The organism is Pseudomonas sp. OE 28.3, from assembly GCF_014268205.2.
In the GTDB taxonomy this organism is placed as follows: Bacteria; Pseudomonadota; Gammaproteobacteria; order Pseudomonadales; family Pseudomonadaceae; genus Aquipseudomonas; species Aquipseudomonas edaphica.
The window spans coordinates 2,225,435-2,245,556 of the sequence record NZ_CP077082.1; the positions used below are offsets into that span (position 1 = coordinate 2,225,435).

Genomic DNA, 20,122 nt, shown 5'->3' on the forward strand with positions numbered 1-20,122 from the left:
CTGCGATGAAGGCGACTCGGTCTCATTCCATTGCCCACAAAAAAGCCCCGAACCAGTCGGGGCTTTTCCAGGTGATCAACCTGCGGGGCTTACTTGCCCTGCCAGCGTTTCAGTACCAGGGTGGCGTTGGTGCCACCGAAGCCGAAGCTGTTGCTCATCACGGTGTCGATTTTTGCGTTTTCAACGGTCTTGGTCAGGATCGGCATATCGGCGACGACCGGGTCGATCTCGTCGATGTTGGCCGAGCCGGCCATGAAGTTGCCTTCCATCATCAGCAGGCAGTAGATCGCTTCGTGAACGCCGGCGGCGCCCAGGGAGTGACCCGACAGGCTCTTGGTGGAGCTGATGGCCGGAGCCTTGTCACCGAATACCGCACGCACGCCTTCCATTTCCTTGGCATCGCCGACCGGAGTCGAAGTGCCGTGGGTGTTCAGGTAGTCGATTGGGGTGTCCACGGTGGACATGGCCATCTGCATGCAACGAATGGCACCTTCGCCGCTCGGCGCAACCATGTCGTAGCCGTCGGAAGTAGCGCCGTAGCCGACGATTTCCGCGTAGATTTTTGCACCACGGGCCAGAGCGTGTTCCAGCTCCTCGACCACCACCATGCCGCCACCGCCGGCGATGACGAAGCCGTCACGCTTGGCGTCGTAGGCGCGGGAGGCCTTTTCCGGGGTTTCGTTGTACTGGGTGGACAGCGCGCCCATGGCGTCGAACAGGAACGACTGGCTCCAATGTTCTTCTTCGCCGCCGCCAGCGAATACGATGTCCTGTTTGCCCAACTGGATCTGCTCGACCGCAGTACCGATGCAATGAGCACTGGTGGCGCAGGCAGAGGAGATCGAGTAGTTCACACCCTTGATCTGGAACGGGGTGGCCAGACAGGCCGAAACAGTGCTGCCCATGGTCCGCGTTACACGGTACGGGCCAACGCGTTTCACGCCTTTTTCGCGCAGGATGTCCAGCGCTTCCATCTGGTTGAGGGTCGATGCGCCGCCGGAGCCGGCGATCAGGCCGGTGCGTACGTTCGAAACCTGGTCTTCGCTCAGGCCGGAATCGGCAATGGCGTCTTTCATGGCCAGGTAAGCGTAAGCGGCAGCGTGGCCGACGAAGCGATAGATCTTGCGATCAATCAGTTCTTCGAGGGGCAGGTCAATGGAGCCGGAAACCTGGCTACGCAGACCCATTTCGGCATATTCCGGGTTGAAGCGGATGCCAGGGCGACTTGCACGCAGGTTAGCGGTGACGGTCTCTTTGTCATTGCCCAGGCAAGAAACAATGCCCAGACCAGTGATAACGACGCGGCGCATGCGGATAACCCTTAAAAGTTGTCAGTGGAAGTGAATACGCCGACCCGAAGGCCTTCGGCAGTATAGATCTCGCGACCGTCGACAGTCACCGAACCATCGGCGATAGCGAGGTTCAGCTTGCCCTTGAGGACGCGCTTGATTTGAATGTTGTAGGTGACTTTCTTGGCAGTCGGCAGGACCTGGCCAAAGAACTTCACTTCGCCCGAACCCAGGGCGCGACCGCGACCTGGCAGGCCTTGCCAGCCCAGGTAGAAACCGACCAGTTGCCACATGGCATCAAGGCCCAGGCAGCCCGGCATCACAGGGTCGCCTTCGAAATGGCAGGCGAAGAACCACAGGTCAGGGGTGATATCCAGCTCGGCGACCAATTCACCTTTGCCGTACTTGCCACCCTCTTCGCTGATATGGGTGATGCGATCCACCATCAGCATGTTCGGGGCGGGCAGTTGCGCGTTACCTGGGCCGAACAGCTCACCGCGACTGCAGCGCAGCAGGTCTTCCCGAGTAAAGGCGTTTTGTTTGGTCATGCGAGCTCCTCAATAATCCCATGCGGCAGGGCAGGGTAAATCTTCCCGGACCGAATGAAGCGTTCATGCCTCATACCGGCAGCCTACACATAGACTATTGCGTTGTAGTGAAAGTCACAGCGTCAAGGTACTCAATGTACACTTGTTCACTGAAATTTTAAACCGAGCCTGTTTATCGGCCCGTTTGGGTGCCTAAGACTGCCGCACTTTCGTCTCTCGCGCCAGTCGCAGTTGGTTGATGGCGCGGCGCTATTGCACCCAGCGCTGCAGTATTTGCTGCAAATCCGTGCGTTTGAACGGCTTGGCCAGGTAATCGTTCATTCCGGCTGCCAGACAGGCTTCGCGATCGCCCTGCAAGGCGTTGGCCGTCAACGCGATAATCGGCAGGTCGGCGCAGCCGGGCAGTTGGCGAATCCGCCGGGTGGCTTCGTAGCCGTCGATCAGCGGCAGGCGGCAATCCATCAGGATCGCGGTAAAAATCAGGCTCTCGGCGCTGCGGATTGCCTCGGCGCCATCGGTGGCCAGGCTCACTTCAAAGCCCAGGCTGCGCAACATGGCCTCGACCACGGTGCGGTTGACCGGGTTGTCTTCCACCAGCAACACATGGCGGCCATCACCCGCGCTGGCCTTGCCCTCGGCGTCCAGGGCGATCGCCGGCAAGCTGTGCTGGTCGATGGCCAGTGGAATTTCCAGGGTAAATACCGAGCCACGGCCTTCCTGGCTTTGCGCGCGCAACGTGCCGCCCATTCGTTCGGCCAGCGTGCGAGCAATAGGCAGGCCCAGGCCGGTGCCGCCGTAACGTCTGGAAATGGAACTGTCAGCCTGCTGGAACGCATCGAACATCAGCTCCAGGCGTTCAGCGGAAATCCCGATGCCGCTGTCGCGCACCGTGCAGGTGAACCACACCAGTTCATGGTCGAGAGTTTGCCAATGGGGCTCGACGGTGACGCTGCCGTGCTCGGTGAATTTGAGCGCGTTACCGATCAGGTTCACCAGGATTTGGCGGATACGCGTCGGGTCACCCCTCACGCGCAAGGCGTCCATGCCTAGCGGAATCGGTAATTCCAGGCTCAGGCCACGTTGCTGTGCGCTGTGCTGGAAGGCCTGGGCGCAACTGTTGATCAGGTCCGCCAGGTTGAAGGCGATATGTTCCAGCTCCAGCGCGGCGCGTTCGATACGTGAGAAATCGAGGATGTCGTTGATGACTTTAAGCAGGTGCTCGGTGGACTCCGAGGCCAGCGCCGCGTACTCGGTCTGCTCCTCGGTCATCTCGGTGGTTTCCAGCAGTTGCAGCATACCCAGCACGCCGTTCATGGGCGTGCGCAACTCGTGGCTCATCATCGCCAGGAAGTCCGACTTGGCGTTGTTGGCCCGTTCGGCTTCTTCGCGGGTCTGGATCAACTGGGCCATGGCCTGGTGCTGTTCGCGGCTGGCCTGGTTAAGGCCTTCGGCGAGGTTGTTGATGTGCCGCGACAAGTCGCCCAGCTCCGAATCATCGACAATCGGCAGCGGTGTCTTGTAGTCGCCTTGCTGGATGGCTTTTACCGCGTGGCCCATGGCGCTGATCGGCTGCGACAGGCTCGCGGCCAGGCGTCGCGCGAGCAGGAAGGTAAACAGCAGGGCGAACAGTGCGAGGATGCCGGCCTTGAACAGAATCTCCTGCTGGCGCTGGCTGAAGGCGTCGTTGGACATGCCGACGATCACCCGGCCCAGGTAATCGGCACGCGGCGCCTTGGGTTCGTTGAGGTTGTCCTGGAAAAAGTCATTGCCCAGCTGGATATGCTGTAAGCGGATGGGCGCCTGGAACACTTTCACCGACAGCGAACGGTCGTGTTTTTCCGAAGGTTGTTCGACGTACACCAGGATGTTCTCAGTGCTGTCCTGAATCTCCAGGAAGCGCACATGCGGGGTGGCCAGCGTGGCACGCAGCAGGCTTTCGAGCACATCGTTGTTGCCGGAAATCACCCCGTACTCCGTGGCCGGGGCCAGTTGGTTGGCGATCAACTGGCCGGTGTGGTCGAGTTCCTGGCGCAGGTCCTGGATACGCACGAAGGTAAAGAAGCTGATCAACAGCAAGGTCAGCAACAGCGCCGGGCCCAGGGTGATGAGCTGGGTGCGGGTGTTGATGTCCCAACGACGGCGCAAGGTCATGGGCGTTTTTCTCCTTCGGCCAGGCGGGCGGCGACGGCGGTTTCGTCCACCTGTTCGATCCCCAGTGAGCGCGCGACCTGCGGGTTACCCACGACTTTGAAGTGTTGCGGGTACAGGCTGCGTGGCCAGTTGGCTGGTGGATGATCCAGCAGCCGGTCGAGCACCGCCAGCCAGTCGGCCTGGTCGCTGTAGGTGCTGGCCAGGCTGCCGGCCTTGACGAACCCGGCGTTGGGCCCCACCAGCGGCAGTTGCTGGGCGTAGCTGCTGAGCAACAGGTTCTTCACGGTTTTCGGGTTGTACAACTGCGGGTCGTCGAGCCCGAGCAGCACGTCACTGTTCTTGAGCAGGTTTTGCAACGGGCGGCTGTCGTTAATGTTGTCCCAGCGTTGCGCCACGATTTCCAGGCCCATGGGCGCTGCATACTCGCGCAACTCCGGCAGCAGGAACTCACTGTCGCTGCCATAGAGCACACCGATGCGTTGGGCCTGCGGCAGGATGTTGGCGATCAGCTTGAGTTGGCGCGCCAGCGGCGGGTCGCTCCACAACAGGCTGATTTTTGCCGGGTGGGTGGTGCCCAGGCGCTGGCGTGCCTGTAAGCGGCTGATGCGCAACACCAGGGTCGGCGGGCCCTGGTCATCCTGCAGGCGCCAGTCGAGGCCGGGCAGGTCCAGCAGGATCAGGCGCGTGCCGGGCGGCAACTGGCTCGGCGCGGGCAAGTCTTTGAGCGGGACAAAGCTCACCTGGTCTTCGGGGCGTTGCTGGGCGAGGGCCAGGGTAAATGCCTGAACGCCGGCACCGTCTTCGGCGGCGGTCAACAGGATATCGGCGCTCCACGCCGGCGCGGTCAGCAACAGGCACACCAGCAGCAAGGCGCGGCGCCAGAGCCGAAAGATAAAGAAGGGGGTCATCCGTGACTGAGCGCCCATGTCAGAATTCCAGCTCCGCGCTGAAATACAGGACATGGCGACTGTCGTAGTTGTTATCGGCCCAGGTGGTGGGCTGGTTATCGAGGCGTTGTTGCAACATGCCGGCCAGCTCCACATTGGCTTTGCCCAGGGCAATGCGCTTGGCCACCCGCAGGTCGACCCGTTCGAAGCGATATTGGTTGAGCGCATCGTCGCCATAGTAGAACAGCGCACTGGACCAGCCGTGGCCCCACTCGCGCAGCCAACCGGCCGAGCCGCTGTTGCGCGCGGTTTGCGCCTTGTCCAGCGGGTTGCTGGAAGCGGCGTCGACGTAAGCATAGGTCAGGCGCAGACGGTCGGTATTGCTCATGCGCCAGTCGAACTGCGATTCGGCGCCGGTGAACCGTGCGCTGTTGGCGTTGCTGGCAATGTATTGGTTGTTGCGCAGCGGCGAGCTGATCATCTCGGTGATTTCGTCGTAGAACAGTTTCACGTCGACATTCAACCCGAAATCGGCAAAGAAGCCGTTGTAGCCCAGCTCTCGTGAACGCATCAACTCTTTATCGAGGTTGCCGGGGCCTCGCGTTACCACAAAATATTGCCCGGAGTTCTGCCCGTAGGTCGGGGAGCTCAAATTGGTGACGCGGTAACTCCAGTTGACGTTGTTCTCGAACATGTCCGGCGAGCGAATCGCCTCGGAGTACACCGCCCGCAAGCCGTGGCGCGGGTTGATCAGGTAGTTGACCGCCACCCGTGGCGTCAGCGAGTTGCCGCTCAGGTGGGTGTCTTCGTACATGGCGCCGCCTTGCAGCAGCCAGTGTTCGCTGGCGCGCCATTCCAGGTGGCCGAACAAGCGCCAGGTGGTGTCGTCTAGGGTGCCGTTGAAGTAGGTGTCGGAGTCGGCGCGGTCGTAACGGTAGTTCATGCCGCTGACCAGGCGCAGGCTATCGGACAGGCTCAGGGTGTCCTGAATCTCCAGGTCGTAGCGGCTTTCGCGGGTGCTTTGGTCGATGTCGCCGCACACGCTTTGGTTCGCGCCGTTGCGCCACTGGTCGAGTACCTGGTTGCCCAGCGTTTGTTCGGCGGCACTGCCGGGTGGTGCAACGCCCTGGCTGTAGGTGTCCATGTGCCGCGCCAACCGTTCGGCATAGTTGGGGTTCAACTGCCACAACTGCGTCAGTTCCGGGCTGAACGAGACCTTGGCGTCACAGGCTTTCCAGACCTGCTGGCGGTCCCATTGCTGGGCCGAGCCTTGAATGTACAGGCTGTGTTCGGGGTTGAAGTCGAAGTTCCAGCGCAACGACCCGGCATAGTCCTTGGCGACGGCATCGGAATTGGTGCCGCCTTCGGTAATCCCGGCGAACACCGGCAGGTAGGTATAAGGACGCTGGTTGGTGCCTTCCTTGGCGTCAAATTGCCAATCGAGACTCTGTTGCGCATTCAGGGTCTGGCTCACCGCCAGGCTGAAGCGGTTGAGGCGGCGGCCGTCACGACGGTCGGCACCGACGGCGTCGCTGTCAAAGCCATCGTCCTGCTGGCCGGACAAGGACAGGCGCAAGTCACCGGTTTCCCAGCCCACACCCTGGCTGGCGTAATAGTCGTTGATGCCGCGTTGGCCACGGATGACTTTAATCCGCGAGCCGTGGCTGTTGGCCGGTGAGCGCGTGAGGATATTGACCACCGCCATCAGTGCGTTGGCGCCGTAGCTGACGGTGTTGGGGCCACGGAACACCTCGATGCGCTCGATATCTTCCATGGCCACCGGGATGTCGCTCCAGTCCACGGTGGCCAGGCCCGCGCGGTACACCGAGCGCCCGTCGATCAACACCTGCATGCGTCGCGCGTCGCTGGCGCTGGTGCCGTGGTAGTTCACCGCCGCCTGGTTGCCGGTGGTGTAGCCGACCATCATCCCCGGCACCAGCCGCAGCAGTTCGGCGATGTCGCGTGCGCCGCTGGCCTTGATCAGCTCGCTGTCGATCACTGTCATGCTGCCGGGCACGGCCGCGGCCGATTGCTTGAGGCGTGTGGCGGTCAACACTTGCGGCAGTGGCTGGCTGTCGAGAAACAGGTCATCCGCCAGCGCAGCTGTGCTGCACAGCAATATCAGCAACAGAGATGAGCGAGGAGGATGGCCCAGATGCACGGTGCAGCCTTGATAATTACGGATAGCCGCCCATGTTAACTGAGGTGGGGCCATTTGCCAGTCGTGGGACTTGCAATTACTTCACACAAGTGTGGCATTTTCCGACAAGCGCACGAATTGACGCGGGGGCTGGCCGCAAGCGGGTCGCCCCGTATAATGCCGCCATCGCCATGTAAGGATTAACGGATTGCATATGACTGAACAGCGCCCTATTGCGGTCCTGGGAGGCGGAAGTTTTGGTACCGCCGTGGCTAACCTGCTGGCTGAGAACGGCCACGCGGTGCGCCAGTGGATGCGTGATCCCGAGCAGGCCGAGGCCATCCGCGTGCATCGGGAAAACCCCCGTTACCTTAAAGGCATCAAGATTCATCCGGCGGTGGAGCCGGTCACCGACCTGTTGGCCACGCTGACCGACTGTGACCTGTGCTTTGTCGCGCTGCCTTCCAGCGCCTTGCGCTCGGTGTTGGCGCCCCACGCTGAACGCCTGGCCGGCAAGCTGCTGGTCAGCCTGACCAAAGGCATTGAGGCGCAGACCTTCAAGCTGATGAGCGAAATCCTCGCCGAGATCGCCCCGCAGGCGCGCATCGGCGTGCTGTCCGGGCCGAACCTGGCACGGGAAGTCGCCGAGCACGCGCTGACCGCCACGGTGGTGGCCAGTGAAGACGAAGCACTGTGCGAACGTGTGCAGGCCGTGCTGCATGGCCGTACCTTCCGCGTCTACGCCAGTGGCGACCGCTTTGGCGTCGAGCTGGGCGGGGCGCTGAAAAACGTCTACGCGATCATCGCCGGCATGGCCGTGGCGCTGGGCATGGGCGAGAACACCAAAAGCATGCTGATCACCCGCGCGCTGGCGGAGATGACCCGCTTTGCCGTGAACCAGGGCGCCAACCCGATGACCTTCCTCGGGCTGGCCGGCGTAGGTGACTTGATCGTCACCTGCTCGTCGCCCAAAAGCCGCAACTATCAAGTCGGCTTCGCCCTCGGCCAGGGCCTGAGCCTGGAAGACGCGGTCACGCGCCTGGGCGAAGTCGCCGAAGGCGTCAACACCCTCAAGGTGTTGAAGGCCAAGGCCCAGGAAGTCGGTGTGTACATGCCGCTGGTCGCCGGCCTGCATGCGATCCTGTTTGAAGGGCGCACCTTGGACCAGGTGATCGAGGTGCTGATGCGCGCCGAGCCCAAGACTGACGTCGACTTCATTTCCACCAGCGGTTTCAACTGAGGAACGCGCACATGAACGATCCTAAAGACACCCCAAAATACGAGTCCATCCTGCTGCGCGTCCTGTGGATGCTGGTGTTTGCCCTGGTGTGGCAAGTGGCGCAGTTCCTGCTCGGTGCGCTGGTGGTGGTGCAGCTGATTTATCGCCTGATCTACGGCGCGCCGAACCTGGGCCTGATGAACTTTGGCGACAGCCTCAGCCAGTTCCTGGCGCAGATCGGCCGTTTCGGCAGCTTTCATACTGAACAGAAACCTTGGCCGTTTGCCGATTGGCCAACCCCACGCGCACCCGAAGGCGAAGCCGCCCACAGCGTGCCACCCGCGCCGCACCCGGCGCGTGATGAGGAGCCAAAGCTGTGAAGCTATGGATTTTGCGTCACGGTGAAGCCGAAGGGCATGCGCGCACCGACGCCGAGCGCAACCTCACCGAGCATGGCCGTGGTGAAGTGTTGCGCAGTGCTGCGCATCTGATTGGTCAGCCCATCAGTGCAATTATCGCCAGCCCTTATGTGCGGGCGCAGCAGACGGCGCAGTTGGTGCGTGGTGCACTGGGGTTCGAGCCGCAGGTGCGCACGGTGCCGTGGTTGACGCCTGAGGGCAACCCGCTGCAAGTGCTGGAAAAGCTCGACACCGATGACAACGTGCTGCTGGTCAGCCACCAACCCTTGGTGGGCAGCCTGATCAGCTTTTTGCAGCATGGTCACCAGCGCCAGCCAGAGCCGATGCACACCGCCAGCCTGGCGGAGCTGGAAGGCGATTTTCCGCTGGCAGGGCTGATGAGCCTGGTCAGTGTGAAGCATCCGTAGGAAAAGCAATCGCGACTTTGTGTGCTATATAGTCAACCAAGCAAGTGCTTGGTTGGCTATCATCGGATCACAAAGGAGCGCGTCCCATGCCTGTCGCTTTTCGTTTGCCGTTGCAGGTCTTCTTCGAACGTGAAGCGCGACACCCGCGCAAACCCTTTCTGGTGCAACCCATCGGCGGCGGCGAGGTGCAGACGCTCACCTGGGGCGATGTCGGCCATCAGGCCCGTTGCGCCGCGCATTGGCTGCGCGCCCGGGAATTGCCCCAAGGCTCGCACATTGCCCTGATCTCGAAAAACTGTGCGCACTGGATCATTGCCGACCTGGCGATCTGGATGGCCGGGCATGTGTCGGTGCCGTTGTACCCCAACCTCACGGCCGAGTCCGTCAACCATGTGCTTACGCATTCCGAGGCGGCGCTGGTGCTGATCGGCAAGCTGGATGACTGGCCTGCGATGGCGCCCGGCATCCCGGCCGGGTTGCCGACCATCAGCTTGCCGTTGTGCCCGGCCGGCGACTTTGATTTCAGCTGGGCAGACCTGCAAGCCAATGCGTCGATCCAGGACAACCCCGCGCCGGATGCCGCAAGCCTGGCAACCATCGTCTACACCTCCGGCACGACCGGCCTGCCCAAAGGCGTGATGCAAACCTTTGGCGCCCTTGGATTTGCGGCCACGCGCGGCACAGAGATATTTGGCTTGGGCGAGGGCGACCGGCTGCTGTCGTACTTGCCGCTGTGCCATGTGGCGGAGCGCATGTTTGTCGAGCTGGCCTCGATCTATACCGGGCAAACCGTGTTTTTCGCCGAAAACCTCGAGACTTTTCTGACCGACCTGCGCCGGGCGCGGCCCACAGCCTTGTTCGGCGTGCCGCGTATCTGGACCAAGTTCCAGATGGGCGTCTATGCCAAAATCCCGCAAAAACGCCTCGATACCTTGCTGAAACTGCCCTTTATCGGCAAACGTGTTGGGCACAAAGTGCTGGCCGGGCTGGGCCTGGATGCACTGCGCATCGCGCTGTCCGGCGCCGCCCCGGTGCCAGAAGCCTTGCTGCGCTGGTATCAACGCCTGGGCCTGGATGTGCTGGAGGTGTATGGCATGACCGAAAGCTGCGGCTATTCCCATGTGTGCCGCCCTGGCCAACAAACGCTGGGTTGGATCGGCCTGCCGTGCCCTGGCGTCGAAGTGCGCATCGACTTGACGGGTGAAGTGCAGGTGCGCAGTGGCGCGACCATGCTCGGCTACTTCAAGGACCCGCAGAAAACCGCCGAAACCCTCACTGACGATGGCTTCCTGCGCACGGGCGACAAGGGTGAGCAGGACGCCGCCGGCCGCCTGCGCCTGACCGGGCGCCTCAAGGAGATCTTCAAGACCAGCAAGGGCAAGTACGTGGCCCCGGCGCCGATCGAAAACCGCCTGGCTGAACATGCACGCATCGAACAGGTGTGTGTAGTCGGCGATGGCTTGCTGGCGCCGATGGGCTTATGCGTATTGTCGGCTGGCAGCCAGGACCGGCAGGCACTGCGCAGCAGCCTGGAACGCTGGCTGGAACAGGTCAACGGCGCATTGGACAAGCATGAACGCTTGCGCCAACTGGTGGTGGTCAAAGACAACTGGGCGGTGGAAAACGGCTTTTTGACGCCGACCTTAAAGATAAAACGCAACGTGATCGAGTCGACTTACGGTGCACAATTTTCGGCTTGGAGCGAACGCAGTGAGCCGATTGTGTGGCAGGATTAGGACCGTAATAAAACCAATAAGGACGACTTCATGAGCTTGTGGCGCACCCAACCGAATATCGAGCAACTCAACGCCATCCAGAAAAACACCATCGGTGAACTGCTGGATATCCGTTTCGAAAGCTTCGACGACGAGTCGCTGACCGCGAGCATGGTGGTCGACCATCGCACCCACCAGCCGTACGGCCTGCTGCACGGCGGTGCGTCGGTGGTGCTGGCCGAAAGCGTTGGCTCCATGGCGGCTTACCTGTGCATTGATGCCAGCAAGTTCTATTGCGTGGGCCTTGAGGTCAACGCCAACCACTTGCGTGGTGTGCGCAGCGGGCGGGTGAGGGCGGTAGCACGGGCGATTCATATCGGCCGTACCACTCAGGTGTGGGACATTCGCTTGACCAGCGACGATGGCAAAGCCAGCTGTGTGTCGCGCCTGACCATGGCCGTGGTGCCGTTGGGCGAGAACCCACCCGTACGATAGGCGTGGCGTGAGTGTCATCATTCCTGGCGGTTACAGTCATTGCTGTACGGCTCAAGGCTGGTGACAATTCACTTCTGTTCCCGTAGATGGATCCTGTATGTCGCAGCACGTGTTTTTTGCCCATGCCAATGGCTTTCCTTCGGCCACTTACGGCAAGTTGTTTGCCGCCCTGGCCCCGGAGTACGCGGTGGCGCATTTGCCGCAGCACGGTCACGACCCCAGGTTTCCGGTGGATGACAACTGGCAGAACCTGGTGGATGAGCTGATCCATCACCTGGAACAGCAACCGGAACCGGTGTGGGGCGTGGGCCATTCCTTGGGCGGCGTGCTGCACTTGCACGCGGCCATGCGCCGCCCGCAGCTGTACCGTGGTGTGGTGATGCTTGATTCGCCGGTGTTGACCCGCGCTGACCGCTGGGTAATTCGCGCTGCCAAACGTTTTGGCTTTATAGACCGCCTGACCCCGGCGGGGCGCACCTTGGGCCGGCGTGAAGAATTCAGCGACCTGGCCGCCGCACGCAGCTACTTCGCTGGCAAAACGCTGTTTCGCGGCTTCGACCCGGAGTGCTTTGACGCGTACCTGCAACACGGCCTGCAACAGGTGGGCGATCGCCTGCGCTTGCGCTTTGACCCGGCCACCGAAATCAGTATCTACCGAGGCGTGCCCCATACCAGCCCAGGCCAGGTTCGCCAGCTGAAGGTGCCGCTGGCGGTGGTGCGCGGGCGTCAGAGCCGGGTGGTGATGCGTCACCATGCCAGTGGTGTCGATCGTCTGCCCATGGGTGAAATGCTCACCATGCCCGGCGGCCATATGTTCCCTCTCGAACGCCCTCAGGACACCGCGACGTTGATCAAGAACCTGTTTTCCCGCTGGGAAGCCCGTGAGCGCAGCTGCGCATGAGCAACCCCGTCGAAGAAGTGCGCCTGAGCCTGCCGCATATCGAATTGGCCGCGCATTTGTTCGGGCCTGAAGACGGCCTGCCGGTGATCGCCTTGCATGGTTGGCTGGACAACGCCAACAGCTTTGCGCGGCTGGCACCCAAGCTTGCGGGTTTGCGCATCGTTGCGCTGGACATGGCCGGGCATGGGCACTCGGCGCATCGGCCTGCCGGGGCCGGCTACGCCTTGTGGGATTACGTGTTTGATGTGCTGCAAGTGGCTGAACAACTGGGCTGGAAACGTTTTGCATTACTTGGCCATTCCCTTGGCGCCATCGTTTCCCTGGTGTTGGCCGGAGCGCTGCCGGAACGCGTCACACACCTGGGGTTGATCGACGGCGTGATCCCGCCGACCGCCGCTGGCGAGAACGCCGCCGAGCGCCTCGGCATGGCGTTGCAGGCGCAATTGAGCCTGCAAGACAAGCGCAAACCTGTCTACAGCACCTTGGATCGAGCCGTCGAAGCGCGCATGAAAGGTGTAGTGGCGGTCAGCCGTGAAGCCGCTGAACTGCTGGCCCAGCGCGGTTTGATGCCCGTGCCGGGCGGCTATACCTGGCGCACCGATGCACGCTTGACCCTGGCGTCGCCGATGCGCCTGACCGATGAACAGGCGATGGCTTTCGTGCGACGTGTGGGTTGCCCTACACAATTGGTCGTCGCGGCTGACGGCATGCTGGCGAAACATTCCGAATTGCTTTCTCAGCTACCTTTTACGGTGAACACGCTGCCGGGCGGCCATCATTTACACCTTAATGATGAGCCCGGCGCGATCCTTGTTGCAGACTGTTTCAATCGGTTTTTCTCCATGCCTTGACTTGGCGGGGTCAACTGCCGACGCTGGGCGGATTGAAAGGGAGTCAACCATGTACGAACTCAACACCGCTGCGCACTTCGATGGCCAGGGCTCAATCATCCGATGAGCCTGCGTAAAGAATGTCTCCGTGTCCTCGGGCTGTGCTGTTTCAGCCCCTTGGTGTTCGCCGCCGATGTGCCAGGCAGCCAGGATCTGCCGACCGTGGCCCGTCAGGTCGACGCGCAAATCGTCGATTATCGCCCCGCCGAAGAAAAAGAACGCATCTACCCCATGGGCGCGATCCGCAAGATCAGCGGCCAGTTGCGCTACGAAGGCCAGGCTACGGCGCGCGGCCAAACCACTGCAATCACCTATGAGCTGCCTGCCGAGCACACCTCCAGCGCCGCATTTACCGCGACGCGCGAAGCGCTGCAGGCCAAGGGCGCGCAGCTGTTGTTCTGGTGCCAGGCGCGTGATTGCGGCGAAAGCAGCCTGTGGGCCAATGAAGTGTTCGGCAATGCCAAGCTGGTCGGCGCCGACGGCCAGCAGGAATACCTGCTGCTGCGCCTGGCCGCCCCGCAAGACAACTCGTTGGTGGCGCTGTATGGCATAACGCGCGGCAACCGCCGGGCTTATCTGCATGTAGAACAACTGGACGCCGGAGCGCCGTTGGGCGACTTGCTGCCCACCTCGGCAACCTTGCTGCGCGAGCTGAAAAGCACCGGCGAGCTGGACTTTCCGGCACTCGGCAGCGCGCCTGACGCCACTTGGCTGACCTTGATTTCCCGTGGCTTGAACCTCGACGCCACCTTGCGCGTGAGCCTCACCGGGCCGACCGCCGAAGCCTGGCGCCAGGGCCTGATCGACAGCGGTGTGCGGGCTGCCCGCCTGGAAACCGGCAGCGGTGACGCTAAGGGTTTGCACCTGCATCTGATACGCTGACCGTTATCAAGGCGAACGGACCCGTGCCGTTCGCCTAAGCTCTCTTCCTACAGCCTTATTCTCGAGATACCCGATGCTCAATAACGATCGCCTACTGGTGCAAATCCTGCTGCTGGTGTTGTTTGGTGCCAGCTTCTGGGTGATGGCGCCGTTCTGGTCGGCGCTGTTCTGGGGCGCGGTGCTGGCGTTTGCCAGCTGGCCGCTGATGCGTTTGCTCACGCGCTGGCTGGGTGGCCGCGAATCCCTCGCGGCGGGCATTCTGACCCTGGGCTGGATGTTGCTGGTGGCGGTGCCGCTGGTGTGGCTGGGGTTCAACCTGGCCGACCATGTGCGCGATGCGGTCGGCCTGATCAAGGATATCCAGGTTGACGGCTTGCCCGCCGCACCTGCCTGGCTGAACTCGATCCCCTTTGTTGGCGAGCGGCTGGTGGCGACCTGGGACAGCATCGACCAACAGGGCGCGGCGCTGATGGTCAGCATCAAGCCGTACCTGGGGCAGGTGGGTAACTGGCTGCTGGCGCGCAGTGCGCAAATTGGCGGCGGTATCCTCGAGCTGACCCTGAGCCTGGTGTTCGTGTTCTTCTTTTACCGTGATGGGCCACGGCTGGCGATGTTTGCCCATCGGTTGCTGGAGCGCCTGATCGGCGAGCGCGCCGGTTACTACATCGAGTTGGTGGCCGGCACTGTGCAGCGCGTGGTCAACGGCGTGATTGGTACGGCGGCGGCCCAGGCCCTGCTGGCGCTGATCGGCTTCCTGATTGCGGGGGTGCCGGGCGCGCTGGTGCTGGGCATCGTCACCTTCCTGCTCAGCCTGATCCCCATGGGCCCGCCGCTGGTGTGGATCCCGGCCACGGCCTGGCTGGCATGGAAGGGCGACTACACCTATGCGGTGTTCCTCGGTGTATGGGGCACGTTCATCATCAGTGGCGTGGACAACGTGCTCAAGCCGTACCTGATCAGCCGAGGCGGCAACCTGCCGCTGGTGATCGTGCTGTTAGGCGTGTTTGGCGGCTTGATTGCCTTTGGCTTCATCGGCCTGTTTATCGGCCCGACCTTGTTGGCGGTGGCCTACAGCCTGCTGACGGATTGGAGCGCGACCCAGTCCCAGGAACGTCGCGAAGATAAAGCACTTTAGGCCCTCGGTAACCACATCACGGCCGTGAGGCCACCGCCTGGGGTTTCCTCCAGGCTGAGGTGGCCGCCGAGGCGCTCTACGGCTTCCTTGGAGATCGTCATGCCCAGGCCAACGCCGCCGGAGTTGCGGTTGCGTGAGCCTTCGAGGCGAAAAAACGGTTCGAACACCGCCTCGCGTTTATCCGCCGCAATCCCCGGCCCGTGGTCGATCACGCGGATCACCAGGGCGCCACGGCTGTCCGCCAACTCAATACGCGCCGTGCCGGCATACCGCAGGGCGTTGTCGATCAGGTTGTTGAGGCACGAACGCAGTGCCATCGGTTGCACCTGCAACGGTACGCACGTGCCGGAGAACTGCACGTCCGAGCCTTGGTCCTGGGCGTTTTCGCTGAGGGACTCGACCAGCGCCTGCACATCGAGCCAGTGCCGGGTCTCGCTGGTGCGTTGTTCGTGCAGGTAGCTCAAGGTGGCGTCGAGCATACCGATCATGTCGTCCAGGTCCTGGCGCATCTGGCCTTGCAGCTTGGTGTCTTCGATCTGCTCCAGACGCAGCTTGAGGCGTGACAGCGGCGTGCGCAGGTCATGGGAGACGGCGCCGAGCATGCGCGCGCGCTGGCTGACTTGTTCGCGGATGCGTTTTTGCATCAGGTTGAAGGTCGATGCAGCCTGGCGTGCTTCCCGTGGCCCGGATTCGTCGAGTGGCGGGCTATCGAGGTCAAGGCTCAAGCGTTCGGCCGCTGCGCTCAGGCGCTGGATCGGCCGGCTCAGCAGTTTGGCGCCGTACCAGGCGGCGATGATCAGCGAGATAAACTGGAAGGTCAGCGGTACCACGGGGCCGCCGTACCATGGGCGGTGATGGCGGGCCAATGGCTTCATCGTGCCGTCTGGTTGCTCGACAAAGGTTTCCTGGGGCCGTGGTGGTGGCGGGCCGTAATGACGGAACCAGAAGATCGCCAGCACATGAGCGAGCACAATAGCCACCAGCAATACGCCGAACAGCCTGCCAAACAGCGTATTGAAGGTGGCGCGCATCAACCGATATCCCGGGCGTCGAACAGGTAGCCTTCGCCACGCACGGTTTTGATCAGTTGCGGTGCTTTCGGGTCATCCCCAAGCTTCTGGCGCAGGCGCGATACGAGCAGATCGATGCTGCGGTCAAAGGCTTCGATGGAGCGGCCACGGGCAGCATCGAGCAATTGTTCGCGGCTCAACACACGGCGCGGGCGCTCGATAAACACCCACAGCAAGCGAAATTCCGCGTTGGACAGCGGCACCACCAGGCCATCATCGGCCACCAGTTGGCGCAATACGCTGTTGAGCCGCCAGTTGTCGAAACGGATGTTGGCGCGCTGCTCGGTGCGGTCATCGCGCACCCGACGCAGGATGGTCTGGATACGCGCCACCAGCTCGCGCGGTTCGAACGGCTTGGACATATAGTCATCGGCGCCCAGTTCCAGGCCGATGATGCGGTCGGTGGGTTCGCAGCGTGCGGTGAGCATCAAAATCGGGATGTCCGATTCAGTGCGTAACCAACGGCACAGCGACAGGCCGTCTTCGCCCGGCAGCATCAGGTCGAGCACCACCACATCAAAGGTTTCGGCTTGCATGGCGGTGCGCATGGCCGTGCCGTCGGTGACGCCGGTGGCAAGAATATTGAAGCGGGCCAGGTAGTCGATCAGCAGTTCACGGATCGGCAGGTCGTCATCGACGATCAGCGCGCGGGTGTTCCACCGCTTGTCTTCGGCGATCACCGCGCTTTTTTGCTCTTCGTTTACAGAGACGGTAGGGGTATGCATAGTGCGATCATCTGCCTGGGTTGTTGCATTGAGCATAGGCGCCCGGCTCCATGGCTGGAAGTGCCGGGCGAGCGGTCATGTGCGCGAGGCTAGTCGCGGGGCGTGTTGAGGGCATGTCGGGAATGTATCAGTCTTGACACAACTTCTTAAAACACTGGGTTATGCGCGTTTGATCAGCATTTTACCGATCATCGGATCCCGCAACGGCGCCGCTTGCGCTACAATCCGCGCCGATTTCGACTTGCCTGAGAGCCCATTCCAATGTCCGTCTGCCAGACTCCTATCATCGTCGCCCTGGATTACCCCACTCGTGACGCCGCACTGAAGCTGGCTGACCAGTTGGACCCCGCGCTTTGCCGGGTCAAGGTCGGCAAGGAGCTGTTCACCAGCTGCGCCGCCGAAATCGTCGGCACTCTGCGTGACAAAGGCTTCGAAGTATTCCTCGACCTGAAATTCCATGACATCCCCAATACTACGGCCATGGCGGTTAAAGCCGCCGCCGAAATGGGCGTGTGGATGGTCAATGTGCACTGCTCCGGCGGCCTGCGCATGATGAACGCCTGCCGTGATGTGCTCGAGCAGCGCAGCGGCCCGAAACCCTTGCTGATCGGTGTGACCGTGCTCACCAGCATGGAGCGCGAAGACCTGGCCGGCATCGGCCTGGACATCGAGCCGCAGGAGCAGGTACTGCGCCTCGCAGCCTTGGCGCAGAAGGCTGGCCTGGATGGCCTGGTGTGTTCGGCCCTGGAAGCCCAGGCGCTGAAGACCGCGCACCCGTCGCTGCAACTGGTAACCCCGGGGATTCGTCCGGCGGGCAGTGCCCAGGATGACCAGCGTCGTATCCTGACGCCGCGTCAGGCGCTGGATGCAGGCTCGGACTACCTGGTGATCGGTCGCCCGATCAGCCAGGCGGCGGACCCGGCCAAGGCACTGGCCGCAGTCGTCGCCGAAATCGCCTGATGATCGTTCCCACGCTCTGCGTGGGAACGCCTCTTGTGACGCTCTGCGTCACGCTTTGGGACTCAGAGCGTCCCGGGCTGCATTCCCACGCAGAGCGTGGGAACGATCGGGTCAGCTGACTTTAAGCACCAATTTCCCAAAGTTCTCGCCGTTGAACAGCTTCATCAACGTCTCCGGGAACGTCTCCAGCCCCTCGACAATATCTTCCTTGCTCTTGAGCTTGCCCTGGGCCATCCAGCCGGCCATTTCCATGCCGGCGGCGGCAAAGTTCGCCGCATGGTCCATTACCACAAACCCTTCCATGCGCGCACGATTGACCAGCAACGACAAATAGTTGGCCGGGCCTTTCACTGCTTCTTTATTGTTGTACTGGCTGATTGCGCCGCAGATCACCACCCGTGCCTTCAAGGCCAGGCGGCTGAGCACGGCGTCGAGAATGTCGCCGCCGACGTTATCAAAATACACATCCACGCCTTTAGGGCATTCGCGCTTGAGGGCGGCGGGCACGTCTTCGCTTTTGTAGTCGATGGCCGCGTCAAAGCCCAGTTCATCAATGAGGAACTTGCACTTGTCGGCGCCCCCGGCGATGCCCACCACGCGGCAACCCTTGAGCTTGGCAATCTGCCCGGCAATGCTGCCCACTGCGCCAGCGGCGCCGGAGATCACCACCGTATCGCCAGCCTTGGGCGCGCCGGTGTCGAGCAGGGCGAAGTAGGCGGTCATGCCGGTCATGCCCAGCGCTGACAGGTAGCGCGGCAGCGGGGCCAGTTTGGGGTCGACCTTATAAAAGCCGCGCGGCTCGCCCAGGAAATAATCCTGCACACCCAGCGCGCCGTTCACATAATCACCCACGGCAAATTTCGGATTGTTCGAGGCAATCACCTTGCCCACGCCCAGCGCCCGCATCACTTCACCGATGCCGACCGGTGGAATGTAGGATTTACCCTCGTTCATCCAGCCACGCATGGCCGGGTCCAGGGACAAGTATTCATTGCGCACCAGCACTTGCCCATCACCTGGCGTGCCCACCGGCACTTCCTGGTAGGTAAAGGTCTCCCGCGTGGCGGCGCCGACCGGGCGTTTGGCGAGCAGGAATTGGCGGTTGGTCTGGGCAGTCATGGCAGGGACTCTGTTAGAAGTGAACCCTGAGTGATAGACCTTCAGCGGCCTGGGGGCAAGGTTAAGGGTGGCTGCGAATGCCCGCCGATAGGTTGGACTGATAGTTGGCCTGGGCGTCTTATCACTGCGATTCATGCAACCCCAACCGGCCATATGATAGTACTGACGCGCCCGCCGTCGGCTTGGCTAGACTCGGTCCACGGCTATTTCTTGCATAGGACACCCCCCATGAGCATGACGTTTTCCGGCCAGGTTGCCCTGGTGACCGGCGCCGCCGCCGGTATTGGCCGCGCCACCGCGCTGGCATTTGCCGCAGAAGGCTTGAGAGTAGTGGTAGCCGACCTGGATGTGGCGGGCGGCGAGGGCACGGTTGCGTTGATTCAACAAGCAGGCGGCGAAGCGCTGTTCGTGCGTTGCAATGTCACGCTGGACGCCGATGTGCAGCAATTGATGGCACAGACCCTCGCCGCCTATGGGCGCCTGGACTATGCCTTCAACAACGCCGGCATCGAGATTGAGAAGGGTAAGCTGGCCGACGGCAGCCTGGATGAGTTCGATGCAATCATGGGCGTCAACGTCAAGGGCGTGTGGTTGTGCATGAAGTATCAACTGCCGCTGTTACTGGCCCAGGGCGGCGGTGCAATCGTCAACACCGCCTCGGTAGCCGGGCTGGGCGCTGCGCCGAAGATGAGCATCTATGCGGCGTCCAAGCATGCTGTGATCGGCCTGACCAAATCGGCCGCAATTGAATATGCAAAGAAGAAAATCCGCGTGAATGCGGTGTGCCCTGCGGTGATCGACACCGACATGTTCCGCCGTGCCTATGAAGCAGACCCGCGCAAAGCCGAGTTCGCCGCCGCCATGCACCCGGTTGGGCGCATCGGCAAGGTCGAGGAAATCGCCAGTGCCGTGCTGTACCTGTGCAGTGATGGGGCGGCGTTTACCACCGGGCAAGCCTTGGCGGTGGATGGTGGCGCAACGGCTATCTAGGACTCCATGCCATGCACTCTTAGAAAAGGATGGGGCTGCTGTGGGGCGTTTCCATGGCTGGCACAAGGCCTCGTCAGAATGTGTATCAGCAGGTAAATAAGTCAATAAAATCAATACTTTAATAATTTTTTGCGGCCGGCTTGAGCGAGCTTCTGTGCTTAACTGTTTGGGGTTGAATAA

Annotated in this window: 19 protein-coding genes; 11 read left to right on the plus strand and 8 right to left on the minus strand. The window is 61.9% G+C overall.

Annotated elements, in window-relative coordinates:
• Positions 1-89 precede the first annotated feature (89 nt).
• The 5 genes from fabB to HU759_RS10170 all read right to left on the minus strand — a co-directional run bounded on the left by fabB (position 90) and on the right by HU759_RS10170 (position 7,036).
• Positions 90-1,310: a beta-ketoacyl-ACP synthase I gene (fabB, locus tag HU759_RS10150; protein WP_017134470.1), complete on the minus strand. Its 1,221-nt coding sequence runs from the start codon at positions 1,308-1,310 to the stop codon at positions 90-92.
• An 11-nt stretch (positions 1,311-1,321) separates the two neighbouring features.
• Complete coding sequence (gene fabA, locus HU759_RS10155; protein WP_003210552.1) at positions 1,322-1,837, minus strand: 3-hydroxyacyl-[acyl-carrier-protein] dehydratase FabA; 516 nt, start codon at positions 1,835-1,837, stop codon at positions 1,322-1,324.
• Between the two features lie 249 nt (positions 1,838-2,086).
• Positions 2,087-3,988 carry an ATP-binding protein gene (locus HU759_RS10160; RefSeq protein WP_017134469.1) on the minus strand — a complete coding sequence of 634 codons (1,902 nt, stop codon included), beginning with the start codon at positions 3,986-3,988 and terminating at the stop codon, positions 2,087-2,089.
• Positions 3,985-4,914, minus strand: a complete 930-nt coding sequence (locus HU759_RS10165; RefSeq protein ID WP_186617347.1) for an ABC transporter substrate binding protein — start codon at positions 4,912-4,914, stop codon at positions 3,985-3,987. The genes HU759_RS10160 and HU759_RS10165 overlap by 4 nt, the downstream gene beginning before the upstream one ends.
• 1 nt (position 4,915) lies before the next feature.
• Positions 4,916-7,036 carry a TonB-dependent receptor gene (locus HU759_RS10170; RefSeq protein WP_099549020.1) on the minus strand — a complete coding sequence of 707 codons (2,121 nt, stop codon included), beginning with the start codon at positions 7,034-7,036 and terminating at the stop codon, positions 4,916-4,918.
• Between the two features lie 193 nt (positions 7,037-7,229).
• Here HU759_RS10170 and HU759_RS10175 point away from each other — a divergent pair, with 193 nt between their 5' ends.
• The 9 genes from HU759_RS10175 (at position 7,230) to HU759_RS10215 (ending at position 15,078) form a co-directional block, all read left to right on the plus strand.
• Complete coding sequence (locus HU759_RS10175; RefSeq protein ID WP_099549019.1) at positions 7,230-8,255, plus strand: NAD(P)H-dependent glycerol-3-phosphate dehydrogenase; 1,026 nt, start codon at positions 7,230-7,232, stop codon at positions 8,253-8,255.
• A gap of 11 nt (positions 8,256-8,266) precedes the next feature.
• On the plus strand, positions 8,267-8,614 hold the full coding sequence (locus HU759_RS10180; protein WP_099549018.1) for a DUF4389 domain-containing protein: 348 nt from the start codon (positions 8,267-8,269) through the stop codon (positions 8,612-8,614).
• The gene (sixA, locus tag HU759_RS10185; RefSeq protein WP_017134464.1) at positions 8,611-9,060 is read left to right on the plus strand and encodes a phosphohistidine phosphatase SixA; all 450 of its coding nucleotides are present in this window, start codon (positions 8,611-8,613) and stop codon (positions 9,058-9,060) included. Before HU759_RS10180 ends, sixA begins: the two co-directional genes overlap by 4 nt.
• An 86-nt stretch (positions 9,061-9,146) precedes the next feature.
• A complete protein-coding gene (locus HU759_RS10190) occupies positions 9,147-10,796 on the plus strand; it encodes an AMP-binding protein (RefSeq protein ID WP_099549017.1) in 1,650 nt (549 codons plus the stop codon).
• A 30-nt stretch (positions 10,797-10,826) separates the two neighbouring features.
• A complete protein-coding gene (locus HU759_RS10195; RefSeq protein WP_186617349.1) occupies positions 10,827-11,270 on the plus strand; it encodes a hotdog fold thioesterase in 444 nt (147 codons plus the stop codon).
• A 97-nt stretch (positions 11,271-11,367) separates the two neighbouring features.
• Entirely contained in the window at positions 11,368-12,171 is an 804-nt protein-coding gene (locus HU759_RS10200) for an alpha/beta hydrolase (RefSeq protein WP_099549015.1), read from the plus strand.
• Positions 12,168-13,022 (plus strand): alpha/beta fold hydrolase, encoded by an 855-nt coding sequence (locus HU759_RS10205; RefSeq protein ID WP_099549014.1) that lies wholly within the window; start codon positions 12,168-12,170, stop codon positions 13,020-13,022. The genes HU759_RS10200 and HU759_RS10205 overlap by 4 nt, the downstream gene beginning before the upstream one ends.
• A 102-nt stretch (positions 13,023-13,124) precedes the next feature.
• A complete protein-coding gene (locus HU759_RS10210; RefSeq protein WP_017134459.1) occupies positions 13,125-13,943 on the plus strand; it encodes a DUF4892 domain-containing protein in 819 nt (272 codons plus the stop codon).
• A gap of 73 nt (positions 13,944-14,016) precedes the next feature.
• Positions 14,017-15,078: an AI-2E family transporter gene (locus HU759_RS10215; RefSeq protein ID WP_056859710.1), complete on the plus strand. Its 1,062-nt coding sequence runs from the start codon at positions 14,017-14,019 to the stop codon at positions 15,076-15,078.
• Here the strand turns inward: HU759_RS10215 and HU759_RS10220 are convergent.
• Positions 15,075-16,109, minus strand: a complete 1,035-nt coding sequence (locus HU759_RS10220) for an ATP-binding protein (RefSeq protein WP_017134457.1) — start codon at positions 16,107-16,109, stop codon at positions 15,075-15,077. The genes HU759_RS10215 and HU759_RS10220 overlap by 4 nt on opposite strands.
• Complete coding sequence (locus tag HU759_RS10225; protein ID WP_026013476.1) at positions 16,109-16,873, minus strand: response regulator; 765 nt, start codon at positions 16,871-16,873, stop codon at positions 16,109-16,111. The genes HU759_RS10220 and HU759_RS10225 overlap by 1 nt, the downstream gene beginning before the upstream one ends.
• Before the next feature lie 261 nt (positions 16,874-17,134).
• Between HU759_RS10225 and pyrF the strand changes: the two genes are divergently transcribed.
• Positions 17,135-17,833 carry an orotidine-5'-phosphate decarboxylase gene (pyrF, locus tag HU759_RS10230; RefSeq protein WP_169985757.1) on the plus strand — a complete coding sequence of 233 codons (699 nt, stop codon included), beginning with the start codon at positions 17,135-17,137 and terminating at the stop codon, positions 17,831-17,833.
• 111 nt (positions 17,834-17,944) lie between these two features.
• Here pyrF and HU759_RS10235 read toward each other — a convergent pair whose 3' ends face one another.
• The gene (locus tag HU759_RS10235) at positions 17,945-18,952 is read right to left on the minus strand and encodes an NADP-dependent oxidoreductase (protein WP_017134454.1); all 1,008 of its coding nucleotides are present in this window, start codon (positions 18,950-18,952) and stop codon (positions 17,945-17,947) included.
• A 228-nt stretch (positions 18,953-19,180) separates the two neighbouring features.
• On the opposite strand from HU759_RS10235, the gene HU759_RS10240 reads away from it, so the two are divergent.
• A complete protein-coding gene (locus HU759_RS10240; protein WP_186617351.1) occupies positions 19,181-19,942 on the plus strand; it encodes an SDR family oxidoreductase in 762 nt (253 codons plus the stop codon).
• The last annotated feature ends 180 nt before the right edge of the window (positions 19,943-20,122 follow it).

What these genes read in the sequence shown, in the direction of transcription:
- fabB (WP_017134470.1), bottom strand. Translation starts at nt 1,310, where the DNA reads ATGCGCCGCGTCGTTATCACTGGTCTGGGCATTGTTTCTTGCCTGGGC.
- fabA (WP_003210552.1), bottom strand. Translation starts at nt 1,837, where the DNA reads ATGACCAAACAAAACGCCTTTACTCGGGAAGACCTGCTGCGCTGCAGT.
- HU759_RS10160 (WP_017134469.1), bottom strand. Translation starts at nt 3,988, where the DNA reads ATGACCTTGCGCCGTCGTTGGGACATCAACACCCGCACCCAGCTCATC.
- HU759_RS10165 (WP_186617347.1), bottom strand. Translation starts at nt 4,914, where the DNA reads ATGGGCGCTCAGTCACGGATGACCCCCTTCTTTATCTTTCGGCTCTGG.
- HU759_RS10175 (WP_099549019.1), top strand. Translation starts at nt 7,230, where the DNA reads ATGACTGAACAGCGCCCTATTGCGGTCCTGGGAGGCGGAAGTTTTGGT.
- HU759_RS10180 (WP_099549018.1), top strand. Translation starts at nt 8,267, where the DNA reads ATGAACGATCCTAAAGACACCCCAAAATACGAGTCCATCCTGCTGCGC.
- HU759_RS10190 (WP_099549017.1), top strand. Translation starts at nt 9,147, where the DNA reads ATGCCTGTCGCTTTTCGTTTGCCGTTGCAGGTCTTCTTCGAACGTGAA.
- HU759_RS10195 (WP_186617349.1), top strand. Translation starts at nt 10,827, where the DNA reads ATGAGCTTGTGGCGCACCCAACCGAATATCGAGCAACTCAACGCCATC.
- HU759_RS10200 (WP_099549015.1), top strand. Translation starts at nt 11,368, where the DNA reads ATGTCGCAGCACGTGTTTTTTGCCCATGCCAATGGCTTTCCTTCGGCC.
- HU759_RS10205 (WP_099549014.1), top strand. Translation starts at nt 12,168, where the DNA reads ATGAGCAACCCCGTCGAAGAAGTGCGCCTGAGCCTGCCGCATATCGAA.
- HU759_RS10210 (WP_017134459.1), top strand. Translation starts at nt 13,125, where the DNA reads ATGAGCCTGCGTAAAGAATGTCTCCGTGTCCTCGGGCTGTGCTGTTTC.
- HU759_RS10215 (WP_056859710.1), top strand. Translation starts at nt 14,017, where the DNA reads ATGCTCAATAACGATCGCCTACTGGTGCAAATCCTGCTGCTGGTGTTG.
- HU759_RS10220 (WP_017134457.1), bottom strand. Translation starts at nt 16,109, where the DNA reads ATGCGCGCCACCTTCAATACGCTGTTTGGCAGGCTGTTCGGCGTATTG.
- HU759_RS10225 (WP_026013476.1), bottom strand. Translation starts at nt 16,873, where the DNA reads ATGCATACCCCTACCGTCTCTGTAAACGAAGAGCAAAAAAGCGCGGTG.
- pyrF (WP_169985757.1), top strand. Translation starts at nt 17,135, where the DNA reads ATGTCCGTCTGCCAGACTCCTATCATCGTCGCCCTGGATTACCCCACT.
- HU759_RS10235 (WP_017134454.1), bottom strand. Translation starts at nt 18,952, where the DNA reads ATGACTGCCCAGACCAACCGCCAATTCCTGCTCGCCAAACGCCCGGTC.
- HU759_RS10240 (WP_186617351.1), top strand. Translation starts at nt 19,181, where the DNA reads ATGAGCATGACGTTTTCCGGCCAGGTTGCCCTGGTGACCGGCGCCGCC.